The sequence below is a fragment of the Nocardioides sp. BP30 genome (genome assembly GCF_029873215.1).
In the GTDB taxonomy this organism is placed as follows: domain Bacteria; phylum Actinomycetota; class Actinomycetes; order Propionibacteriales; family Nocardioidaceae; genus Nocardioides.
On the sequence record NZ_CP123620.1, the window covers coordinates 206439 to 226433 of the forward strand.

Annotated in this window: 17 protein-coding genes and 1 tRNA gene; 7 read left to right on the top strand and 11 right to left on the bottom strand. The window is 70.6% G+C overall.

Annotated features, from left to right (window positions below; all coding sequences use genetic code 11):
- Positions 1 to 18 precede the first annotated feature (18 nt).
- Complete coding sequence (locus P5P86_RS00905; RefSeq protein WP_280609389.1) at positions 19 to 684, top strand: response regulator transcription factor; 666 nt, start codon at positions 19 to 21, stop codon at positions 682 to 684.
- 17 nt (positions 685 to 701) lie between these two features.
- Complete coding sequence (locus tag P5P86_RS00910) at positions 702 to 2018, top strand: sensor histidine kinase (RefSeq protein ID WP_280609390.1); 1317 nt, start codon at positions 702 to 704, stop codon at positions 2016 to 2018.
- A gap of 77 nt (positions 2019 to 2095) precedes the next feature.
- On the opposite strand, the gene P5P86_RS00915 is transcribed toward P5P86_RS00910, so the two are convergent.
- Positions 2096 to 2887 carry a COG4705 family protein gene (locus P5P86_RS00915; RefSeq protein WP_280609391.1) on the bottom strand — a complete coding sequence of 264 codons (792 nt, stop codon included), beginning with the start codon at positions 2885 to 2887 and terminating at the stop codon, positions 2096 to 2098.
- A gap of 95 nt (positions 2888 to 2982) precedes the next feature.
- On the opposite strand from P5P86_RS00915, the gene P5P86_RS00920 reads away from it, so the two are divergent.
- A complete protein-coding gene (locus tag P5P86_RS00920) occupies positions 2983 to 3681 on the top strand; it encodes a matrixin family metalloprotease (protein ID WP_280609392.1) in 699 nt (232 codons plus the stop codon).
- Between the two features lie 97 nt (positions 3682 to 3778).
- Here P5P86_RS00920 and P5P86_RS00925 read toward each other — a convergent pair whose 3' ends face one another.
- The 4 genes from P5P86_RS00925 to xylA form a co-directional block, all read right to left on the bottom strand.
- Positions 3779 to 5617: a phosphoenolpyruvate carboxykinase (GTP) gene (locus P5P86_RS00925; RefSeq protein WP_280609393.1), complete on the bottom strand. Its 1839-nt coding sequence runs from the start codon at positions 5615 to 5617 to the stop codon at positions 3779 to 3781.
- Positions 5618 to 6175: 558 nt separating this feature from the next.
- Entirely contained in the window at positions 6176 to 6847 is a 672-nt protein-coding gene (locus P5P86_RS00930; RefSeq protein ID WP_280609394.1) for a class I SAM-dependent methyltransferase, read from the bottom strand.
- A 36-nt stretch (positions 6848 to 6883) separates the two neighbouring features.
- Positions 6884 to 8278 carry a xylulokinase gene (xylB, locus tag P5P86_RS00935; protein WP_280609395.1) on the bottom strand — a complete coding sequence of 465 codons (1395 nt, stop codon included), beginning with the start codon at positions 8276 to 8278 and terminating at the stop codon, positions 6884 to 6886.
- Positions 8279 to 8306: 28 nt separating this feature from the next.
- Positions 8307 to 9464 carry a xylose isomerase gene (gene xylA / locus P5P86_RS00940; protein ID WP_280609396.1) on the bottom strand — a complete coding sequence of 386 codons (1158 nt, stop codon included), beginning with the start codon at positions 9462 to 9464 and terminating at the stop codon, positions 8307 to 8309.
- A gap of 133 nt (positions 9465 to 9597) precedes the next feature.
- On the opposite strand from xylA, the gene P5P86_RS00945 reads away from it, so the two are divergent.
- Positions 9598 to 10746 (top strand): ROK family transcriptional regulator, encoded by a 1149-nt coding sequence (locus P5P86_RS00945; RefSeq protein ID WP_280609397.1) that lies wholly within the window; start codon positions 9598 to 9600, stop codon positions 10744 to 10746.
- Positions 10747 to 10862: 116 nt separating this feature from the next.
- On the opposite strand, the gene P5P86_RS00950 is transcribed toward P5P86_RS00945, so the two are convergent.
- Positions 10863 to 12056 (bottom strand): acyl-CoA dehydrogenase family protein, encoded by a 1194-nt coding sequence (locus P5P86_RS00950; protein WP_280609398.1) that lies wholly within the window; start codon positions 12054 to 12056, stop codon positions 10863 to 10865.
- 179 nt (positions 12057 to 12235) lie between these two features.
- Between P5P86_RS00950 and P5P86_RS00955 the strand changes: the two genes are divergently transcribed.
- Together P5P86_RS00955 and P5P86_RS00960 are read left to right on the top strand one after the other, a co-directional pair.
- Positions 12236 to 13435: a CaiB/BaiF CoA transferase family protein gene (locus P5P86_RS00955; RefSeq protein WP_280609399.1), complete on the top strand. Its 1200-nt coding sequence runs from the start codon at positions 12236 to 12238 to the stop codon at positions 13433 to 13435.
- Between the two features lie 9 nt (positions 13436 to 13444).
- Positions 13445 to 14338 carry a LysR family transcriptional regulator gene (locus tag P5P86_RS00960; protein WP_280609400.1) on the top strand — a complete coding sequence of 298 codons (894 nt, stop codon included), beginning with the start codon at positions 13445 to 13447 and terminating at the stop codon, positions 14336 to 14338.
- Positions 14339 to 14382: 44 nt separating this feature from the next.
- On the opposite strand, the gene P5P86_RS00965 is transcribed toward P5P86_RS00960, so the two are convergent.
- Entirely contained in the window at positions 14383 to 15579 is a 1197-nt protein-coding gene (locus P5P86_RS00965) for a 4-hydroxybenzoate 3-monooxygenase (protein ID WP_280609401.1), read from the bottom strand.
- Positions 15580 to 15651: 72 nt separating this feature from the next.
- Between P5P86_RS00965 and P5P86_RS00970 the strand changes: the two genes are divergently transcribed.
- A complete protein-coding gene (locus tag P5P86_RS00970; RefSeq protein ID WP_280609402.1) occupies positions 15652 to 16425 on the top strand; it encodes an IclR family transcriptional regulator in 774 nt (257 codons plus the stop codon).
- Positions 16426 to 16620: 195 nt separating this feature from the next.
- On the opposite strand, the gene P5P86_RS00975 is transcribed toward P5P86_RS00970, so the two are convergent.
- The 4 genes from P5P86_RS00975 to P5P86_RS00990 all read right to left on the bottom strand — a co-directional run bounded on the left by P5P86_RS00975 (position 16621) and on the right by P5P86_RS00990 (position 19985).
- Entirely contained in the window at positions 16621 to 16971 is a 351-nt protein-coding gene (locus P5P86_RS00975) for a DsrE family protein (protein WP_280609403.1), read from the bottom strand.
- A 118-nt stretch (positions 16972 to 17089) separates the two neighbouring features.
- A complete protein-coding gene (locus tag P5P86_RS00980) occupies positions 17090 to 17569 on the bottom strand; it encodes a PaaI family thioesterase (RefSeq protein WP_280609404.1) in 480 nt (159 codons plus the stop codon).
- A gap of 85 nt (positions 17570 to 17654) precedes the next feature.
- Positions 17655 to 19454, bottom strand: coding sequence for a 2-isopropylmalate synthase (locus tag P5P86_RS00985; protein ID WP_280609405.1), 1800 nt, complete (start codon positions 19452 to 19454; stop codon positions 17655 to 17657).
- A gap of 457 nt (positions 19455 to 19911) precedes the next feature.
- Positions 19912 to 19985: transfer RNA gene (locus P5P86_RS00990), tRNA-Arg, on the bottom strand.
- Positions 19986 to 19995 lie beyond the last annotated feature (10 nt).

Here is a 19995-nt window from a genome sequence, read left to right on the forward strand (position 1 = left end):
AGTCACACACTGGAGACCATGGCACGCGTAGGACTTTGCGAGGACGACCCGGCGATCCGACGGATCGTCTCCGAATCGCTGCGGATCTCCGGACACGAGACGGTCGCAGCGCACGACGGCAACGAGGCGATCCGGATGTTCCGGGCCGACGACGACCTTGACGTCATCATCTTGGACATCGGCCTGCCCGACGCCGACGGCCGCGACGTCTGCCAGGCGCTGCGCAGCGCCGGCCAGGTCGCGCCGGTGCTCTTCCTCACCGCGCTGGGCCAGCTGCACGAGAAGGTGGCGGGCTTCGCCGCAGGCGCCGATGACTATCTGACCAAGCCCTTCGACGTGAAGGAGCTGGTCGCCCGGGTCGAGGCACTCAGCCGCCGTGGCCGCTTCGTCGTACCGCGCGTACCCACCGACCTCGTGCTCGATCCCGCTCGGCACGCGGTCGTCTGCGAGGAGCGCGAGGTCATGCTGACGCCGACCGAGTTCCGGATGCTCGCCTCCATCACCAGCCGGCCTGGGGAGGTCGTACGCCGGCGCGCGGTCGTCGCGGCCGCGTGGCCCGACGGTGCCATCGTCAGCGAGAACACCATCGACTCCTATGCCGCCCGGCTGCGCCGCAAGCTGCACGATGTCGGCTCGCCGGTGGAGCTCAAGACCGTCCGAGGTGTCGGCTTCACGCTCAAGTGAGCTGTTGAATGAGCGGCATGCTCCGCTTGCGACCGCGCGGCTTCCGCACCCAGATCGTGGCCTCCACGGTCCTGCTGATGGCGTTCGTGATGGTCGTCCTCACCGCTGGCACCCAGGCCGTGCTGGAGTGGAACACCCACAACGACGTGCGTCGCGTCCTCGATGAGCGCACCCAGGCCGTGCTGCCGATCGTGCGGGCGACCAGCAAGCCGCTCGGTGAGCAGTCGTGGGAGTCGATCGAGCCGCTGAGCCGGGTCTACGACGCCCATGGCGCGCCGGTGGGCGGCAGCATCCAGCACATCGCCGAGAGCGACGCGGCCGCCCTGGCGATCAAGGCGCTGGCCACCGGTCAGCGGCAGGAGGCCGAGGCACACGACAACCTCAACCTCCGCGCCGCTCCGTTCACCACCCGGTCCGGGGAGCGCGGCGCCGTCGTGGTGAGCGAGAGCTCCGATCCCTATGAGCGCACCGAGCTCGAGGCGCTCATCGCGATGATCGTGCTCGGCCTGCTGGTCGTCGGCGTCGCCGGCATCATCGCCTGGCGGGTCACCCGGCAGGCGCTCGAGCCGGTGGAGCAGATGGCCGAGCGCGCCGCCGACTGGTCCGAGCATGACCTCTCCCACCGCTTCGACCTGGGCACCCCGGACAACGAGCTGAGCAAGCTGGGCGAGACCCTCGACCATCTCCTGGACCGGGTGGCGGCGGCGATCCGGGCCGAGCAACGGCTCACCGCCGAGCTCGCCCACGAGCTGCGCACTCCCCTGACCACCATCCAGGGCGCCGCGGACCTCGCGCTGCTGCGCGGCGTCGCGGACGAGGACGCGCGCGAGGACCTGGAGGCCATCTCGGCGGCCGCGCGCCGGATGACCGGGGTCATCGCCACCCTGCTCGACCTCGCTCGCGAGCGTGGGGCCAGCGCCAAGGCCAGTACGTCGCTGGCAGCCGTCGTGGATGCTCTCCGGCCGCTCGTACCCGACCACCTCGAGCTGGTCGATGAGGTGTCGGAGACCACGGTTCCCGTCGCTGCGCCGGCGACGCTGGTCGTGCAGGCGGTCTCGCCGATCGTGGAGAACGCCGTCCGCTACGCCCGCAGCACGGTGCGGTTCGAGGCTCGGGCGACGCCCGATCAGGTGCACCTGCTGGTCACCGACGACGGTCCGGGGCTGGCAGCGACGGTTCGCGACAGGGTCTTCGAGCCCGGCACCTCGGGCTCCGGCGGCACCGGCCTCGGTCTCGGCATCTCGCGTCGGGTGGCGCGCTCGCTGGGCGGCGAGGTGGACGTCGTCGAGGCGGCGGACGGAGCGACCTTCGTGGTGAGACTGCCCCGACGCTGAGCGCTGATGGCAGCGCTGATGGCAGCGCTGACGGAAGCGCGGGCGGGAGCGCTGACGGCAGCGCGGGCGGCGCCTCGTCAGTCGGCCGGGTCGGGTTGGGCGAGGTTGAGCTCCCAACCGGCTCCTTCGGTCTCCCGCTCGGCATCGCTGTGCGTCACAGCGAGGTAGGCGACCAGCAGGACGAAGAGCACCAGGCCGAGCAGCGTCACCGTGCCGGTGGTCCAACCCAGCCCGCCGTGGCGCCGGCTGACCGCCAGCCCGTCGGCGACCGAGGCTCCCAGCGGCCTGGTCAGGGAGTACGCCGCCCAGAAGCAGACCACGGAGTTCGCACCCAGCCGCCAGGCGGCCAAGGGCACCAGGATGAGGACGCCGAACAGGACGACCGACCACCAGTAGCCCATGCCCAGGTTGGTCGCGGTGGTGTCGCCCAGCGCCGTCCCGAGGCCGAAGGTCAGCAGCACCGTGCCCCAGTAGAACCGCTCCCGCCGCGGTGTGGTGATGGAGTGCACCGACAGCGTGCCCTCGCTGCGCCGCCACCAGGTGAGCAGGCCACACAGCAGCACCAGGTAGATCGCGGAGTCGACGTAGTACGGCGTCCCGAGCGCCACGTGCGGCCCGTCAGCGATCATCGTGCCGAACAGCGCGACCATCAGCACCGTCACCCAGTAGCGCACCGGGTGGTAGGTGCTCGCCCGCATCTGCCACCACAGCGCGACGGCGAATCCGCCGACGCCGATCACGCCTGCGGCTGCGACATTCCAGGTGCCGAGGAAGTCCGACCCGGTCTCGCCGATCCCGGTCGTCAGCAACTTGACGACCCAGAACAGGATCAGGACGTCGGGCACCTTCGGGGCGGCTCGAGAAGTCATGCGGGCGACCGTACGGTGCTCCTTCTGGCCCTGACCTGACCACGCGAGGCGTCTCGACCCCGGCCCGGACGCTCAACCAGGGCGGCCTGCCGCCGATGAAGAGGGCGATCGTCATGATGCGCCGGGTCCGATTCCTCTCCGTACTCGCCAGTGGCCTGCTCGCCGTACTGCCGCTGGCGGCCACGTATGCCGCCGGCCCGCCTTCGCGCGCGGCGTCGTGGACCCGCGAGGACCCGTCCTTCCCCTTCCGGTGGGACCCGTGCCGAGCTATCCCCTACCGGGTCAACCTCGGCGGCACCCCGCACCGCAACCTCAAGGTCGTGAGGGCAGCACTCGCCGACGTCGCGCAGGCGACCGGTTTCACCTTCACGTACGCCGGTAGCACACACGCGGTCCCCTACGCCGCAGGCCGCAGCAGCCTGCGCCAGGTGCCTGCCGGGGGTCTCACCATCGCCTGGGCGTCGTCGGGCAAGGTGCCGGCGCTGGCCGGCGACGTCGTCGGCCTCGGTGGTCCGGGCCCGTCCTACCGCCGGCTCGGCGACGAGTGGCAGATCGACAGCGCGGGCGTGGTGATCGACAAGAGCGCGCACCTGACGACGGCCATGGTCGACGGGCCGAGCCTGATGAGTCTGGTGCTGCACGAGCTGGGTCACGCGATGGGGCTGGGGCACAGCCCGTCGAAGGCCGACGTCATGTACGAGGGCTTGGGCCGCTGGTCGCGGCCCCATCTCGGCCCGGGTGACCGAGCGGGCCTGCGCCAGCTGGGTGCCTCCGGCGCCGCCAGCGCCTGCTGACGACACCACCCAGCGTCACCGAGCAGCGTCACCGAGCAGTAGCCGCCGGGCGCGCACTCGAGGTGCGGGCCCGGCGGCTACCTGCGGTGGGCTCGCGTCAGCCGCGGGCCTCGTCGAGACTCTTCGCGACGCGGCGGTGCGCCTCCCAGATCGCCTCCGGCAGGTTGAACTGGTTGAGGTGCTCCTCGCGGAACTTCATCTCCTGGCACCAGCGCTCGACGTCGATCGAGAGCAGCTTGTCGAGGTCGCCCTCCTCGAACCGCATGCCCTCCAGGTTGAGCTCCTCGGCCTTCGGCAGCACGCCGACGGGCGACTCGACACCCGTGACCTCGCCGGCCTGGTACTGCAGCAGCCACAGCAGCGCGCGCACGTTGTCGCGGTAGCCGTTCCACAGGAAGTGGCCGTCCTCGGGGTCGCGCTGGAACCAGTTGACGTGGGCGAAGATCGGGGCCTTCGTGGCGGCGCCGATGATGTTCAGCCAGTGCTGGGCGTAGTCGCCCTCCTCGTAGGCCATGAACGGGCGCATGGACATCGGGTCGTAGCGCAGCTGGCCCTCGACGCCCTCGGCGGCGAAGGTCGCCTCGGCACCCAGCGTCATGCCGTCGTAGACGCCCTCGGCGATGTCGTTGATCGCCCGGATCAGCGGCTCGCGGTCACGGGTGCGGCCACCGAAGATGATCGCGTTGACCACCACCCCGGCCGGGTCGTCGAAGTCGTCGGCCGCGTTGGGCACGTTCGCGATGGCGGTGGTGAAGCGGCTGTTCGGGTGGGCCCACGGGTCACCCTGCTCGTCGGCGATCCGGTCGGCGATGCGCTCGCCCTTCCAGTCCAACCAGCCGTCGAGGTCGTCGGGGTGGTGCTTGGTCTTGCCCTCCCACCACACGTCCTGCGTGAGCTCGTTGTAGGCGACGTTGGTGAAGATGGCGCCGGAGCCGGGGAGGATCGCCTGGACCGCGCCGGGGTTGGTCGCCTCGTTGGTGTCCTTGGCCACGCCGAAGACGCCGTTCTCCGGGTTGAACGCCCGGATCTTCCCCTCGTCGTCGACCCACAGCCATGCGATGTCGTCGCCATAGAAGGTGACCTCGTAGCGGTCGCCGAGCGCATCGGGCGACAGCGTCATCGACAGGTTGGTCTTGCCCGACGCGCTCGGGAAGCCGCCGACGACGTGGAACGTCTTGCCGGTCTCCTTGTCCTTGATGCCCAGCAGGAGGAACTGCTCGGCGAGGAACCGACCCGAGGCCCGGCCGTCGTAGCAGGCCTGCCGCAGACCGTGCGCGATCTTGCCGAGCAGCGCGTTGCCGCCGTAGGAGGAGCCGAAGTGCAGGATGGTGCGCTGGTCGGCGATGGTCGCGAAGAGGCGCTGGTCCTTGTCCGTGCCCTGACCCAGGTGGGCCAGGTCGCCGGTGACGTGCACGGCGCGGACGAACGAGGACGGGTCCTTCAACTCGTTGATGTACCGGATGCCGACGCGCGCCATCCGGATCATCTGGTTGACCACCGGACGGCAGTCGGTCAGCTCGACGCCGGCGGCGTACGCCTCCAGCGGGCTTCCCTGCGGCGCCATCAGGTAGGGGATGACGTACATCGTCTTGCCCTGCGAGGCGCCGCGCATCCGCTCGGTGAGCGTCTCGACGGTCTCCTCCGCGGGCCTCCAGTTGTTGTACACGCCCTTGTCCGCCTCGTTCGAGGTGGCCACGACCGTGCGCTCCTCGGTGCGGGCGGTGTCCTTGAAGTAGGAGCGGCTGTAGTAGCGGCCACCCGAGACCGGCAGGATCTCACCCGCGGCGAGGGACTCCTCCAGAAGACGGGCGTCGTCCTCCGCGCTGACCACCTCGACCTTGTCGGCTCCGGTGATCCCGGCCCAGTACGCGACGTAGTCGCGCACGTGGGGATTCGTCAGCCCCGCCTCATCGAGAACCTTGTCAACGTCAACCATTCCGCAACCCTTCACGCGTGGAGATGCTGCGACGCTACAGGACCAAAACCGGGCCCCGACCGCCGTACAGGTGCCCAGAATGAGGCGTGCGTCACGGTCGCGACGAATGGATCGTTCAAAGGATCGCTTCGTCCCGCAAAGGACCGAAGTGGGTCATTTCGGGCGCTCATCACGGCGCCCGAACGAGGCCCGAACGAAGCTCGAACGAGCTCACGCCCGGAGCGCGGCCCATGTGGGGTACAGCTTGGGGACGGTCGCGATCCGGGCGTGAGAAACCGGGGTCGACGTCTCGGGTCGTCCACCCCGGCGTGAGTCATTCTGGCCCACCGGGGAGGTGACGGGTGGGGTTTCAGAGAACTTTCAGCAACCTCTCGGACCGCTCCACCAGACGTGCGATCGGTCCGGGCCCGAACCGGGTTTGCCGCCGCCGTGGCGCGGGTAGTGAACAGCTGCCCGTCACGCACGGGCGCTTGGGATCGGGTTGTTGCCGGGCGGGCCTGCTACGAGGTGGCGGGCCCGCCCAACAGCGTCGGGGACACGTCGACCGGGACCGCGGGGTCAGCGTCGGCGCAGCAGGACGACGCTGTCACGCAGGATGGCCTGCTCGCCGTCCGGGCCGGTCGCCGGCCGCTCGCGCAGCTCGACGGTGAGCGGCTCCCAGTCCTCGCCGAGGTCGAGGGTCTCCAGCTCCTGCTCGGGGCCGAGGAACACGTGCTCGTGCCGGTGACCTTCGTGACCTTCGTGCCCGTCGTGCCCGTCGTGCCCGTCGGAATCGGCCTCCGCCTCGGCGTAGCGCGACCACGGCGGCGGCTCCGCGTGCCCGACCACCAGCAGGTGCCCACCGCTGACGATGCTGCCGGCGAGGCGGCGCAGCACCTCGGTGCGAGGGAACTCGACCGGGGAGTGCAGGAAGCACGCCGAGACCAGGTCGTAGTCCTCGCTGGGGGCCCACTCCGTGAGGTCGGCGGCGACCCAGGTGATCGGCAGGTCCCGGTGCTCGGACTCGGCGCGCGCACGGCCGACGGCGGTCTCGGCGACGTCGACGCCGGTGACCGTCCAGCCCTGCTCGGCCAGCCAGATGCTGTCAGCGCCCTCACCGCAGCCGAGGTCGAGCGCCCGGCCCGGGGCGAGCGGGGAGACGGTGTCCACCAGCGCCTTGTTGGGGTGACCCGACCAGATCCGCTCGCGCTCGGCGTAGCGCTCGTTCCAGAACCCCTCGGCGTCGCTCATGACCACGAAACTAGTCGACCGCCGACGGACAGCGGCTCAGAGGCCCTCGGTGAGGTCGCGGACCTCGGCGTACCGCGCCCGGACCGACGTGTCGGGCGAGGCCTCGAACGTCTCGGCTCCGCCGGCCTTCCAGGCGGGCGCCTCGTCGGCGCCGCCGAGCACCCAGGCCGCCTGGCGAGCGGCGCCGTCGGCGACGTACTCGCCGGGCTCGGGGACCACGACCGGGCGCCCCAGCACCATCGGCGCGATCCGCCGGACCGCCTCGGAGCGGGCACCGCCGCCGATGAGGAGTACCCGCTCGACCGGCACGCCCTGGCCCACGAGCGCATCGAGCGCGTCGGCGAGTCCGCACAGCAGGCCTTCGACGGCCGCCCGGGCCAGGTACGCCGGCGACGACGTGGCCAGGGTCAGACCGTGCACGACCCCCTTCGCCTCGGGGCGGTTCGGGGTGCGCTCGCCCTCGAGGTAGGGGACGACCACGAGACCTCCCGCACCTGACGGCGCCTGCAGCGCGAGGTCGGAGAGCCGGTCCAGGCTGACATCCAGGAGGGAGGCGGTCGCGGCCAGCACGCGGGCCGCGTTGAGGGTCGCGATCAGGGGCAGGAAGCGGCCGGTCGCGTCGGCGAAGCCGGCCACGGTGCCGCTGGCGTCGGCGGTGGGTGCGTCGGCGACCGCGCACGCGACCCCCGACGTACCGATGGAGAGGACGACGTCCCCGGGGCGGGCGCCGAGTCCGAGAGCCGCGCCCGCGTTGTCGCCACAGCCGGCGCCGAGGGGTGCTCCGGTTCGGGTGTGGAGCACCGCCTCGGCAGGCTCGAGCACGCGCGGCAGGACCACGTCGGTCCGGCCGAAGGCGCGGCCCAGAAGGTCGGTCCGATAGCCGCTTGTGGCGGGGGACCAGTAACCGGTTCCGCTCGCGTCGGAGCGGTCGGTGATCAGGGTGTCGATGTCGGCCGCCCCGGAAAGCTTCCAGGTGAGCCAGTCGTGCGGCAGTGCGACGGCCGCGGTGCGGGCCGCGTTCTCGGGCTCGTGCTCGGCCAGCCAACGCAGCTTGGTCGCGGTGAACGAGGCGACCAGCACCGAACCGACCGCCTCGGCCCACGCCTGCGGACCGAGCTCGGCGTTGAGGTCGGCCGCCGCCTGCGCGCTGCGGGTGTCGTTCCACAGCAGCGCGGGCCGGACCACCTCACCGGACTCGTCGAGGCAGACCATGCCGTGCTGCTGGCCGCCCACGGCCAGGGCCGCCACGTCGTCGAGGCCGCCGGCCGCCTCAGCGGCCTGCTGGAAGGCCGACCACCAGTGGTCGGGGTGCACCTCGGTGCCGTCCGGGTGCGACGCCGAGCCGGAGCGCACCAGCGCACCGGTCTCGGCGTCGCGGACGACCACCTTGCAGGACTGGGTCGAGGAGTCGACCCCGGCCACGAGTGTCATGTGTCGGCTTCCCGGCAGGCGTTCGGACTCAGCGGACGCCGAGCAGGTGGTCCATGGCGAGCTGGTCGAGCTGCTCGAAGGCGAACCCGTGCGTGGCCATGTCGTCGATCGGGAAGCTCTCCTTGCGCAGGGTCGCGAGCGACTCGCCCTCGGCCAGGGTCGGGGTGGCGAGCTCGTCGAGGCCGGAGCGCTTCAGCGCGGCCTGGACCTCGGGGTCCGCGCGGAACGCCTTCGAGCGCTCCTTGAGGATGAGGTAGTTGCGGATGCCGGCAGCAGCCGAGGCCCACACACCTTCCTCGTCCTCGGTCCGCGGCGGCTTGAAGTCGAAGTGGCGCGGGCCGTCGTAGCCGGAGGTCTCGAGCAGGTCGACGAGGTTGAACGCACCGCGCAGGTTGCCGGCGCCGAAGCGCAGGTCCTGGTCGAAGCGCGGGCCGTGCTGGCCGTTCAGGTCGATGTGGAAGAGCTTGCCCTGCCACAGTGCCTGGGCGATCCCGGCGGCGAAGTTGAGGCCCGCCATCTCCTCGTGGCCCGTCTCCGGGTTGAGGCCGACCATCTCGGGGTGGTCGAGGGTCTCGATGAAGCCGAGGGCGTGACCGATGGTCGGCAGCAGGATGTCGCCGCGCGGCTCGTTCGGCTTCGGCTCGAGGGCGAAGCGCAGGTCGTAGCCCTGCTCCCGCACGTACTCGCACAGGACGTTGACGCCCTCGCGGTAGCGGTCGAGCGCCGATCCGACGTTCTTCGCGAAGTTGCTCTCGGCACCCTCGCGGCCGCCCCACATCACGTAGGTCTGTGCGCCCAGCTCGGCGGCGAGGTCGATGTTGCGGGCGACCTTGGCCAGCGCGAAGCGACGCACCCGCCGGTCGTTGCTGGTGAAGCCGCCGTCCTTGAAGACGGGGTGGCCGAAGAGGTTGGTGGTCACCATCGGGACCTTGAGGCCGTGCGACTCCACCGCGTTGCGGAACGAGCCGATCGCGGCGTCGCGGGCCGCGTCGTCGGCGTCGAACTCGAAGACGTCGTTGTCATGGAACGTCACGCCGTATGCGCCGAGCTCGGCGATCTTGCCGACCGCGTATGCCGGGTCCATCGGCGGGCGGACAGCGCCACCGAAGACGTCGACGCCCTGCCACGAGACGGTCCACAGACCGAAGGTGAACTTGTCCTCAGGGGTGGCCTGGTAGTCCGCCATCACCATCGTCCTTTCATCATGCCTAATTCGTCCACGTCGTGAACTATTGATGTGATCCAACTCCCATTGCGGGGTGATGTCAAGTCTGCAACCAGCGGTTGCCGAAGGGTTCAGGTCTTGGTCTAATCACCACATGAGCGGACCGGTGCAGCACGCGGGCATGCGGGCGAGCAACCTCGCCCTGGTGCTGCGCGCCATCGCCGAGGCCGACGCGATCACCCGCGCCCGCCTCTCCACCGTGACAGGGCTCACCAAGTCCTCGATCTCCGGCCTCGTCACCGACCTCGTCGCCGGCGGTCTCGTCGAGGAGACCCTGGCGCCGCCGTCGCGTGATCGCGGTCGCCCCGGCACGATGCTCGCCCTGCACCGCCAGGGCGTGGCCGGCCTGGGGCTGGAGGTGAACGTCGACTACCTGGCAGCGCTCGTCGTCGACCTCGGCGGCACCGTCCGCTACCGCCACGTCGCGACCCGCGACAACCGCGGCCGACCGGCCCAGGAGGTGCTCGCCGAGCTGGCCGGCCTCGCCGAGGCGGCGACCGCCGCTGCCGCCGAGCAGCGGCTCGGGCTGGCCGGCGCATGCCTCGCCGTCCCCGGGGCGGCCGACGGTACGACCATCGTCCGCGCTCCCAACCTGGAGTGGGCCGTCGTGCCGGTGGAGCTGCCGCTGCCTGCCACGGCGTACGGGCTCTCCATCGAGAACGAGGCGAACCTGGCCGCGCTCGGCGAGCTGTGGTTCGGCACCGCCACGCCACGCGACTTCGTGCACGTCTCGGGTGAGATCGGGATCGGCGCGGGCATCGTGGTCGGCGGCGAGCTGTTCCGCGGTGCCCACCTGCGTGCCGGCGAGCTCGGCCACGTGATCCTCGACCCCGACGGGCCGCCGTGCTCCTGCGGCGGCCGCGGCTGCCTGGAGCGGCTGGCCGGCCTGGACGCGATCCTGCAGGCCGCCGGCGCGCCGTCCCGGCTCGAGCTGGAGCGACGGTGTCGGGACGGTGACGACCGGGCGCTCGGGGCCGTCGCCGACGCGGGTCGCCTGGTCGGCGTCGCGCTGGCGTCGGTGACCAACCTGCTGGACCCCGACGCGGTGGTGCTCGGCGGGGTCTTCGCCGCGCTGGCACCCTGGCTCCAGCCCGCCGTCGCGGACGCCCTGGCCGATCATGCCGCCAAGCCCGAGCTGCTGGTCTCCAGCCTCGGTCCGGACGCCGCCGTACGGGGTGCGGCGGGGGCGGTGGTGCGGCAGGTGATCGACGACCCGGCGAAGTTCCTGGGGTGGCGGGGCTGAGCGGGGTGGCCTGCGCGCGACGGTTTTGACCCCTGGGGGTCAGAACCGCACGTTGTCGGGCAAAGCTTTGACCCCCAACGTTCGGCATTGACCCCTGGGGGTCAAAACCGTCGCGCTCAGCGGAAGGCCGCGACCCCTGTCAGCGCCTGGCCGATGACCAGGGTGTGCATCTCCACGGTGCCTTCGTAGGTCAGCACCGACTCGAGGTTGTTGGCATGCCGGATCACCGGGTACTCCAGCGAGATCCCGTTGGCCCCCAGGATCGTGCGGGCGGTGCGGCAGATCTCGATCGCCTCGCGGACGTTGTTGAGCTTGCCGTAGGAGACCTGCTCGGGGCGCAGGGTGCCGGCGTCCTTGAGCCGGCCGAGGTGGATCGCGAGCAACACGCCCTTGGTGTACTCCAGCGACATGTCGGCGAGCTTCTGCTGCGTCAGCTGGAAGCCGCCGATCGGCCTGCCGAACTGCTCGCGTTCGCGCGCATAGCCCAGGGCGCATTCGAGCGCCGAGCGCGCCGCACCCATGGCGCCCCAGATGATGCCGAAGCGCGCCTCGCTCAGGCACGACAGCGGGCCCTTGAGGCCGCGCACCTCCGGGAAGGCGGCGTCGGCGGGCAGCCGAACGCCGTCGAGCACGATCTCACCGGTGACGGAGGCCCGCAGCGACATCTTGTGCTTGATCTCGGGAGCGGAGAAGCCGGGAGTGCTCGTCGGTACGACGAAGCCGCGCACACCGTCCTCGGTCTGCGCCCACACCACCGCCACGTCGGCGACCGGGGCATTGGTGATCCACATCTTGCGGCCCTCGAGCACCCAGTCGCCGCCCGGCTCCTGGCGAGCGCGGGTCCGCATCGACGCCGGGTCCGAGCCGTGGTCGGGCTCGGTCAGCCCGAAGCAGCCGATCGCCTCCCCTGCGGCCATCCGCGGGAGCCACTCCTGCTTCTGCTCCTCGCTGCCCCATCGCCAGATCGCGTACATGGCCAGCGATCCCTGCACCGAGACCAGCGAGCGCAGTCCGGAGTCGGTCGCCTCCAGCTCGAGGCAGGCCAGTCCGTAGTCGACGGCGGACATGCCGGCGCAGCCGTAGCCCTCCAGGTGCATTCCGAGCAGGCCGAGGGCGCCGAGCTCCTTGGCCAGGCCCCTGATGTCGGGGATCGCTCCGGCCTCGAACCACTCCGCGATGTGAGGGTCCACCTTGTCCGCGCACAGCTGGCGCACCGATGCTCGCACCGAGCGCTCATCCTCGCTCAGCAAGGTGTCGAGGGCGACCGGGTCGGCCGGATCGAAGGGCGGAAGCGGGGACGTGCTGCTCATCGGTTCTCCTGGGATCGGCGCTGTGACGAGACGTTTCCCGAGTCGGCGTCATCCGGCAAGTGATGGGATGGATTGATACCCGGTCGGTATCGGCGTACGTCTTGTGCGGTCACGCCGTTGATGGATCGCCAGCCAGGCACCAGAGTCGGGGCACCACCACGCCGATCCTGGGGGACGAGATGAGCGACGACCTCGATCGCATCCTGCTGTCACACCGGACAGCGGGTCCGCTGGCGGGCATCGTCGTCGCCGACCTGAGCCGGGTACTGGCCGGGCCGTACTGCACCATGCTGCTGGCGGACATGGGCGCCCTCGTCATCAAGGTGGAGAGCCCCGGCGGGGACGACACCCGCGGCTGGGCGCCGCCGCGGCTGGGCGAGGAGAGCACCTACTACCTCTCGGTCAACCGCAACAAGCACTCCATCGCCCTGGACCTCAAGAGCCCCGAGGACCTCGCCGTCGTACGCCGGATCATCGACCGGGCCGACGTGCTGGTGGAGAACTTCAAGCCGGGCGGCCTGGTGAAGTACGACCTCGACTACGAGAGCCTGCGGATCAGCCGGCCGGATCTCGTCTACACCTCGATCAGCGGCTTCGGCACCGGTCCGGGCGCTGACCTGCCCGGCTACGACCTCCTCGCCCAGGCCGTCTCCGGGATGATGGACCTGACCGGCTACGCCGACGGCGAGCCGCTGCGTGTCGGCGTCGCGCTCTTCGACGTGATCACCGGTCTGCACGCCGCCACCGGGATCCTGGCGGCGCTGCGCGACAGGGAGCGCTCCGGCCTCGGGCAGCACGTCGAGCTCAACCTGCTGATGTCGGCGCTGTCGGGTCTGGTGAACCAGACCGGCGCGTACGCCGCGGCAGGCGTCGTACCGACCAGGATGGGCAACGAGCACCCCAGCCTCTATCCCTACGGTCCGTTCCCGGCGCGCGACAAGGAGATGATCGTCGCGGTCGGCAACGACGCCCAGTTCGCCTCCCTCTGCGTCTGCCTCGGGATCCCGGAGGCGGCCGTCGACGCCCGGTTCGCCACCAACGCCTCCCGCAACGGCCACCGCGAGCCGCTGCGCGCGCTCCTGGTCGAGCGCCTGATGACCCGCGACGCTGCGGACTGGTTCACCCTGTTGAAGGCCGCCGGCGTACCCGCCGCGCCGATCCTGACCGTCGCCGAGGGCACCCGCTTCGCCGAGGACCTGGCCCTCGACCCGATCGTCTCCAGCGGTACGCCGCAGCGCTCGATCCCGACGGTGCGCAACCCGATCGGCTTCAGCCGCAGCCGGCTGGACTACCCGATCGCACCGCCGCTCCTCGACGGCGACCATGCGGAGGTGCTCGCCTGGCTCGAGCGGACGCCGCCCAGGCGGCCGGCGCCGTAGCCTTCGGCCATGGACGTGCACCAGGCGCAGGCGTTCCTCGCGGTCGCCGACGAGCTGCACTTCGGTCGTGCGGCCGAGCGGTTGCACATGGCGCAGCCCCCGCTGAGCCGGCTGATCCGGCAGATCGAGGCCGACCTCGGCGCGCAGCTTTTCGAGCGCAACACCCGCCAGGTCTCCCTCACCCCGCAGGGTGCCGCGCTGCTCGAGCCGGCACGGGAGCTGGTGATGCTGTCGCGACGGCTCAAGGAGATCGTTCAACAGTCGCAGGCCGGGGAGATCGGCCGGCTCCGGCTGGGGTTCGCCGGCGCCTCGGTCAACCGGCTGGTCAGCGAGCTGGCCAGGCGCGTCCGGGCGGAGCGCCCCGGCATCACGCTGGAGCTCTTCAGCTCGCAGTTCTCCCACCTCGGGCTGGAGCGGGTCCTCGACGGTTCGCTGGACCTGGTCATCGGCCGCTGGGACTTCCTTCCCGCCGAGGTCGACTCGCGGGTGATCGGCCGCGAGTCGATCCTGGTGGCGTTGCCGGAGCACCATCGGCTGGCGTCACGCGACGCGGTCGCCGCCGCCGACCTGGCGAGCGAGCCGTGGGTGGTCCTTCCCGGCGCCAGCAGTGCCACGTTGCCCAACCGGCTCGGCGTCCTCGGCATCGCCGGCGGCTTCGTACCGCGCATCGTGCAGGTCGCGCCCGACTCCTCCACCCAGCTGATGCTGGTCGGAGTGGGGGTCGGCGTCGCCTTGACGTTCTCCGGCGTGCGGGAGAACGTGCTGGCGCCGGGGGTGGTCTACCGGCCGCTGCGACCCGGACAGGCCGGGGTGGACGTCCGGATCATCTGGCGCCGGGGCGATGCCGACCCAGCCCTGTCGGCCGTCGTCGAGGTCTCGCGGCAGGTGTTCCCCGACAGCTGAGAACGTCCGGGGCCGAGCCGCCTGCGCGGGTCAGACGGCTGGCCTCAGCGCTGGGGCCAGCCGGTATAGCCCTCGGCGAGGTAGGTCGAGCCCGCCTGCGATCCGACGATGCTGGCGAGCTCGCCCAGCTGACGCTGCTCGTCGAAGTCGCTCGCGCCTTCGAGCCGGTGCAGCATCGAGGTCATCCAGTACGAGAAGTGCTGGGCCTTCCAGACCCGGGCCAGGGCACGCTCGGTGTAGGTGTCCAGAGCCGCGTCGTCCTTCTTGTTCACGGCGCGCTCGATCGTCTCCGCCAGCACGCGAACGTCCGCCAGGGCCAGGTTGAGGCCCTTGGCTCCGGTGGGTGGCACGGTGTGGGCCGCGTCCCCGGCCAGCAGGAGCCGCCCGTGCCGCATCGGCGTCTGCACGAAGCTGCGGAACGGCAGGACCGTACGCTCGATCACCGGCCCCTCGTTGAGCCGGAATCCGTCTTCGCCGGCGAGCCTCGCCTGGAGCTCCGCCCAGATCCGGTCGTCCGACCAGGCCGACGGATCCTCCGTCGGCTCGCACTGGAAGTACAGCCGCTGGACGCTCTCCGTCCGCTGGCTGACCAGGGCGAAGCCGCGCTCGGAACGGGTGTAGATCAACTCGGGGGCGCTGGGGGCGGACTCGGTCAGGATGCCGAACCAGGCGAACGGATACTCCCGGAAGTATCGGGTCGGATGCGGCACCAGGTCGCGGCAGATGCTGCGTGAGCCGTCCGACCCGATGACCAGGTCGGCGACGATCTCGTGGTGGACACCGTCCGCATCGGCATACCGGATCCGCGGCGAGTGCTCGACGTCGACGACCTCGGTCTCGCCGATCCCGTACCGCAGGTCACCGCCGTCCGCCGTACGCCTGGCATGCAGGTCGATGAAGACGTCGGTCTGGGGGTAGAGCCAGCAGGACGCACCGACCAGGCCCTCGAAGTCGATCCGGTGGCTCACGCCGCCGAACCGCAGGTCGATGCCCTCGTGGCGGTGACCGTCGCGCAGCACGCGGTCGACGCCCGAGTCGACGAGGAGCCGGACGCTGTCGCGTTCGAGGATGCCGGCCCGGTGGGTGGTCTCGATGGTCTCGGCGGCGCGGTTGTCCACCACCACCGAGTCGATGTTCGCCAGGTGCAGCAGGTGGGAGAGCATCAGGCCGGCGGGACCCCCGCCGACGATCGCTACCTGGGTGCGCGTACTGCTGGCGGGCTGTACTGCGGCGGTGCTCATGGCGTGCACGGTAGTGAGACCTGCAGCACACGTGCGATGATGGCATTTCGCTCAGTGAAATAGGAGACCCAGATGGCGGGCGGAGCCGCACCCGGCGCCTCCTTGGTCGCGCGCACCCTCGACGTGCTCGGCGCCTTCGATGACGGCCACCGTCGTCTCACCCTGTCCGCCATCGCCGAACGGGCCGGCCTGTCCCCTGCCACCGCGCTACGCATCGTGCGCGAGCTGGTCGCCGGCGGTGCCCTGGTCCGCACCACCGACCGCACCTACGTGATCGGGCGCCGGCTGTGGGCGCTCGGCTTGCTCTCACCCACCCAGACAGGTCTGCGAGACGTGGCCTCGCCGTACCTGCAGGACATCCACGCCGCCACGCGCGCCACCGTCCACCTCGCCGTACGCGACGACGACGAGGTGCTCTACCTCGATCGCATCTCCGGGCAGACCTCGGTGCCGGTCGTCAGCCGGGTCGGGGGGCGCCTGCCGCTGTACTGCACCGGCGTGGGCAAGGCACTGCTCGCGCACGCGCCCGAGGAGGTGGTCGGCAGGGTGATGCACCACCTGGTCCCGCACACGCCGTACACCCTCACTTCCCCGGGGATGCTGGCGCGCCAGCTCGCACGCATCCGCACCGAAGGGTGGGCCACCACCTCCGAGGAGATGACACTGGGCGCGTGCTCCGTCGCCGTTCCGGTCTGGAGCGGCGAGGAGGTGGTCGCCTCGATCGGCGTCGTCGTCCCCGACTTCCGCCGGGAGAAGGCCCGCCTCGTCGCGGCGCTGACAGTGGCGGCCCGCGCGATCGGCCGCGCGGTGAGCGTCCCGCCCGTCCGCCACGACGCGGATCGGTGAACCGCCGAGACGAGCGGGAGCAATGAGCACCGGTACCGCGACTGGCTCGACTGCTACGCGGACGCATCGTCACCGCAGCGACAAGGCGGGCAACGCCGGAGCAGCGCTGCGGCAGCGGTGACGGCAGCAGACGCCACCGTTAGCGACGATCCCCGCGACGCTGCCATCGTCGAAGAGCGATTCGGCGTCTTCCGACTAGAAGGTGATCACGGTGGCGCGTTCGAGGGTGAAGCGGATGAATTCGTCGCGGGCGACGGAGAGCTTCAGGCCGCGCTGAGCGAGAGTGGTCTGCGTGCCTTCCGCGCGAGAGGCGTTGATGCAGGCGCCTACCGGGATGCCGGCGGCGATCACCGCGTCGATCTGAGCGTTGAACACGCGGTCCGTCTCGGTGTCGACCTGGGTGAGGTGGCGCTGCGCAGGGCCGAAGACGAACACCTCGACGCCGATGTCGTCGTGGGCTGCGATCTCGGCGACCCGGGCCGGGAGTCGGCTGCCGATGATCAGCGAGTCCGCATCGTCGTGGAAGATGTGCGCGACGGTCTTCATGACGTGTTCCTTGGTGTGATGGGGCGTGATGGGGCGTGATAGGGCGTGGTGCGGGCCGCGAGCTGGTCAAGGCTCGAAGGCACGGCGGTGTGGGGCGTGCGTGGCTGGGAGGGCGGCGTCATCGGCCCGCCGCGGCTTCACCGCGGAGGGTCATCACCGCACTGGTCACCGTGGCGATCGTCTTTCCGTCGTCGCGGCGGATGTCGCAGTGGTAGTGGCTGATGGTGCGTCCAGCGTGGCTGCAGCGCGCAGTGGCGATGAGCGTTCCGGACCAGGCAGGTCTCACGAACCGCGCGTCGAGGTCGAGGCTCGTGAAGGACTCGCCCGGCTCGATGATCGTCGAGTGGGCGGTGCCGATCGCGGCGTCGGCGAGCTCGCACAGGAGCCCGCCGTGGATGGTGCCCTGCTGGTTTCCGTGCAGCTCCACGTCGGCGGCGATCCGCACCGCGGCCTGCCGCTCGGCGACCTCGATGATCTCGATGCCCAGCAGGCGCGAGATCGCCGTCGGGTAGCGCACATGGGTCGTGTCGCCGGGTTGCAGGGTCCCGGCGAGCTGCCGTTGCAGGTATTCGAGGACCGGGAGCGAGGTCGGCGTCATGCTGGGGCGCCGTCCGCGGGAGACGGATGCGAGGTTGCGGAGGGTCGTGTGGCGGCCGGAAGGGCCAGACTGGTGTGCAGCACGGTCAGGCTCGATTCGTCGCAAGGGAGCCGAGGTGAGAGCCGGCGGCGCGCAGGACGGCGCGCACGCTCGCGGTGAGTACGGAGCGGTGGCGTCCGGCGGCCCAGTGGATGCCGGTGGCGTCGCTGTATTCGATGAGCGTCAGTGCATCGCTGTCGGCGCCCGTGGTGAGCGAGGTCTGGTGCAGTGAGAGGACGTCGACATGGATGCCGTGCTCGGCGAGCAGCCGGGTGGCCGCCTCGACCGGGCCGACCTCCTCGTAGTCGGCGTGATACCCGCTGCCGTCTGCGCGGATGCCGATCCTCGTCCGGGTCGTCCCGCCGCGGTCCTCTGATTCGAGTTCGATGAGCTCGATGGTTGGGTGCCGCGCATCGAGGTAATGACGCGCGAACAGGTCGAGCAGTCCGGCGGCGTCGATCTCCAGGCCTGTGGCGTCTGTGTGTTCCTGGACGCGGCGGCTGAAGTCGATCTGCATCCGCCGTGGCAGCTCGATGCCGTGCTCCGTCTCCAGCAGGTAGGCGATGCCGCCCTTGCCGGACTGAGAATTCACCCGAACGACGGCGTCGTAGCTGCGACCGAGGTCGGCCGGGTCGACGGGCAGGTACGGCACCCGCCACTCGATCTGGGCTTCGGGACGGCCCTCACGGGCGGCGCGGGCGTGATGCTCGGCGAAGCCCTTCTTGATCGCGTCCTGGTGGGTGCCGCTGAACGCGGTGTGCACGAGGTCGCCGACGTACGGGTGCCGGGGGTGGATCTCGATGCGGTTGCAGTATTCGACGGTCCGGCGAATCTCATCGATGTCGGAGAAGTCGATCATCGGGTCGATGCCCTGGGCATGCAGGTTCAGCGCCAGGGTGGCGATGTCCACGTTGCCCGTGCGCTCGCCGTTGCCGAAGATGCAGCCCTCGATGCGCTGGGCGCCGGCGAGTACGGCGAGCTCGGCGCAGGCGATCCCGGTGCCGCGGTCGTTGTGGGGATGGACGGAGAGGATCACGGCGTCCCGGCGGGCGAGGTGGGTATGCATGTACTCGATCTGGTCGGCGTACACGTTCGGTGTCGCGATCTCGACGGTGGCCGGGAGGTTCAGGATGACCGGCCGCTCGGGCGTCGCCTGCCACAACGTCGTCATGGCGTCGCAGACCTCGATGACGTAGTCCGGTTCGGTGAGGTTGAAGACCTCTGGGCTGAACTCGAACCGCACGTGTGGCAGGTGACCGGCGAGTTCGAGTACGTCGCGGCCGCCCGCGAGGATCAGCTCACGCAACGCGTGACGGTCCTTACCGAGCACGACCTCGCGCCAGGTGGGCGCGGTTGCGGCGTACATGTGGATGACGACGGGATGGCGGATGCCGCGGATCGACTCGACCGTGCGCTCGATGAGGTCGCGGCGCGCGGGCGTGAAGACGACGATCGTCACGTCGTCCGGGGCGATGTCCGTCTCGGCGATCAGACGGACGAAGTCGTAGTCGGCCTGCGAGGCCGAGGGATAGCCGACTTCGACCTCCTTGTAGCCCATCGCCACCATGAGCTCGAAGAAGCGGCGCTTGCGGGCGGGGTCCATGGGCTCGGCGAGCGCCTGGTTGCCGTCGCGCAGGTCGACAGGCACCCACAGCGGCGCGGTGGTCAGGCGCATCGTGGGCCATGCGCGCTGAGTGATCGGGACCTCGACGCGCGAGTAGACGTCCTGGTAGCGATGGAAGGGCATCTGCGAGTGCCGCTGCCTGTCCCAGAAGGGAGCGTGTGCGGGGATCGGCCCGGCGGGGGTGGAGATGCGAGCGAATGCGTCACTGGTCGTGCTGGTCATGTTCGGTCCTTCTTCGGGGTGCTGCTGGAACGACCGGCGCAGGAAGCGGCTCCACGTCGGGGAGCCGGTCTGGCTAGGCCCCGCCGTGGCAGCGAAGAAGAAGGGATCCGAACATCGTCACGGCGAGAACGTAGCACACTCCTCAGACAAGTAGAGCGGTGAGGGGATCAGGTGGTCATGGCCCGGGTCAGTCGGATGCCGTCGGCCGATCAGCGGCGGAGCTGCTGCTGGCGCGCGTCCGTGCAGGGGATTGGGCTCGGGGAGCGAGCGTGCGGGGTGGTCGTCACCGCACGGGACGCGCCCGCGGATGGGGGCGCAGGGGTGTGCCCGCAGTGTGCCCGCAGCGTGCCCGGACGGACTGGGCGCTGCGCCGCCGAACAGGCGGGATTGCCGCGGGAGGGGTTGCATAACGAAGAAGCCGCAGGTCAGCGAGCTGACCTGCGGCTTCTATCTCTTGCGCGGCTGTAGGGATTCGAACCCCAGACCTTCTGATCCGTAGTCAGATGCTCTATCCAGCTGAGCTACAGCCGCTCGTCCGTAC

Excerpts from the sequence above, each read along its gene's own strand:
- P5P86_RS00905 (WP_280609389.1), top strand. The coding sequence starts at position 19 with ATGGCACGCGTAGGACTTTGCGAGGACGACCCGGCGATCCGACGGATC.
- P5P86_RS00910 (WP_280609390.1), top strand. The coding sequence starts at position 702 with ATGCTCCGCTTGCGACCGCGCGGCTTCCGCACCCAGATCGTGGCCTCC.
- P5P86_RS00915 (WP_280609391.1), bottom strand. The coding sequence starts at position 2,887 with ATGACTTCTCGAGCCGCCCCGAAGGTGCCCGACGTCCTGATCCTGTTC.
- P5P86_RS00920 (WP_280609392.1), top strand. The coding sequence starts at position 2,983 with ATGAAGAGGGCGATCGTCATGATGCGCCGGGTCCGATTCCTCTCCGTA.
- P5P86_RS00925 (WP_280609393.1), bottom strand. The coding sequence starts at position 5,617 with ATGGTTGACGTTGACAAGGTTCTCGATGAGGCGGGGCTGACGAATCCC.
- P5P86_RS00930 (WP_280609394.1), bottom strand. The coding sequence starts at position 6,847 with ATGAGCGACGCCGAGGGGTTCTGGAACGAGCGCTACGCCGAGCGCGAG.
- xylB (WP_280609395.1), bottom strand. The coding sequence starts at position 8,278 with ATGACACTCGTGGCCGGGGTCGACTCCTCGACCCAGTCCTGCAAGGTG.
- xylA (WP_280609396.1), bottom strand. The coding sequence starts at position 9,464 with ATGGCGGACTACCAGGCCACCCCTGAGGACAAGTTCACCTTCGGTCTG.
- P5P86_RS00945 (WP_280609397.1), top strand. The coding sequence starts at position 9,598 with ATGAGCGGACCGGTGCAGCACGCGGGCATGCGGGCGAGCAACCTCGCC.
- P5P86_RS00950 (WP_280609398.1), bottom strand. The coding sequence starts at position 12,056 with ATGAGCAGCACGTCCCCGCTTCCGCCCTTCGATCCGGCCGACCCGGTC.
- P5P86_RS00955 (WP_280609399.1), top strand. The coding sequence starts at position 12,236 with ATGAGCGACGACCTCGATCGCATCCTGCTGTCACACCGGACAGCGGGT.
- P5P86_RS00960 (WP_280609400.1), top strand. The coding sequence starts at position 13,445 with ATGGACGTGCACCAGGCGCAGGCGTTCCTCGCGGTCGCCGACGAGCTG.
- P5P86_RS00965 (WP_280609401.1), bottom strand. The coding sequence starts at position 15,579 with ATGAGCACCGCCGCAGTACAGCCCGCCAGCAGTACGCGCACCCAGGTA.
- P5P86_RS00970 (WP_280609402.1), top strand. The coding sequence starts at position 15,652 with ATGGCGGGCGGAGCCGCACCCGGCGCCTCCTTGGTCGCGCGCACCCTC.
- P5P86_RS00975 (WP_280609403.1), bottom strand. The coding sequence starts at position 16,971 with ATGAAGACCGTCGCGCACATCTTCCACGACGATGCGGACTCGCTGATC.
- P5P86_RS00980 (WP_280609404.1), bottom strand. The coding sequence starts at position 17,569 with ATGACGCCGACCTCGCTCCCGGTCCTCGAATACCTGCAACGGCAGCTC.
- P5P86_RS00985 (WP_280609405.1), bottom strand. The coding sequence starts at position 19,454 with ATGACCAGCACGACCAGTGACGCATTCGCTCGCATCTCCACCCCCGCC.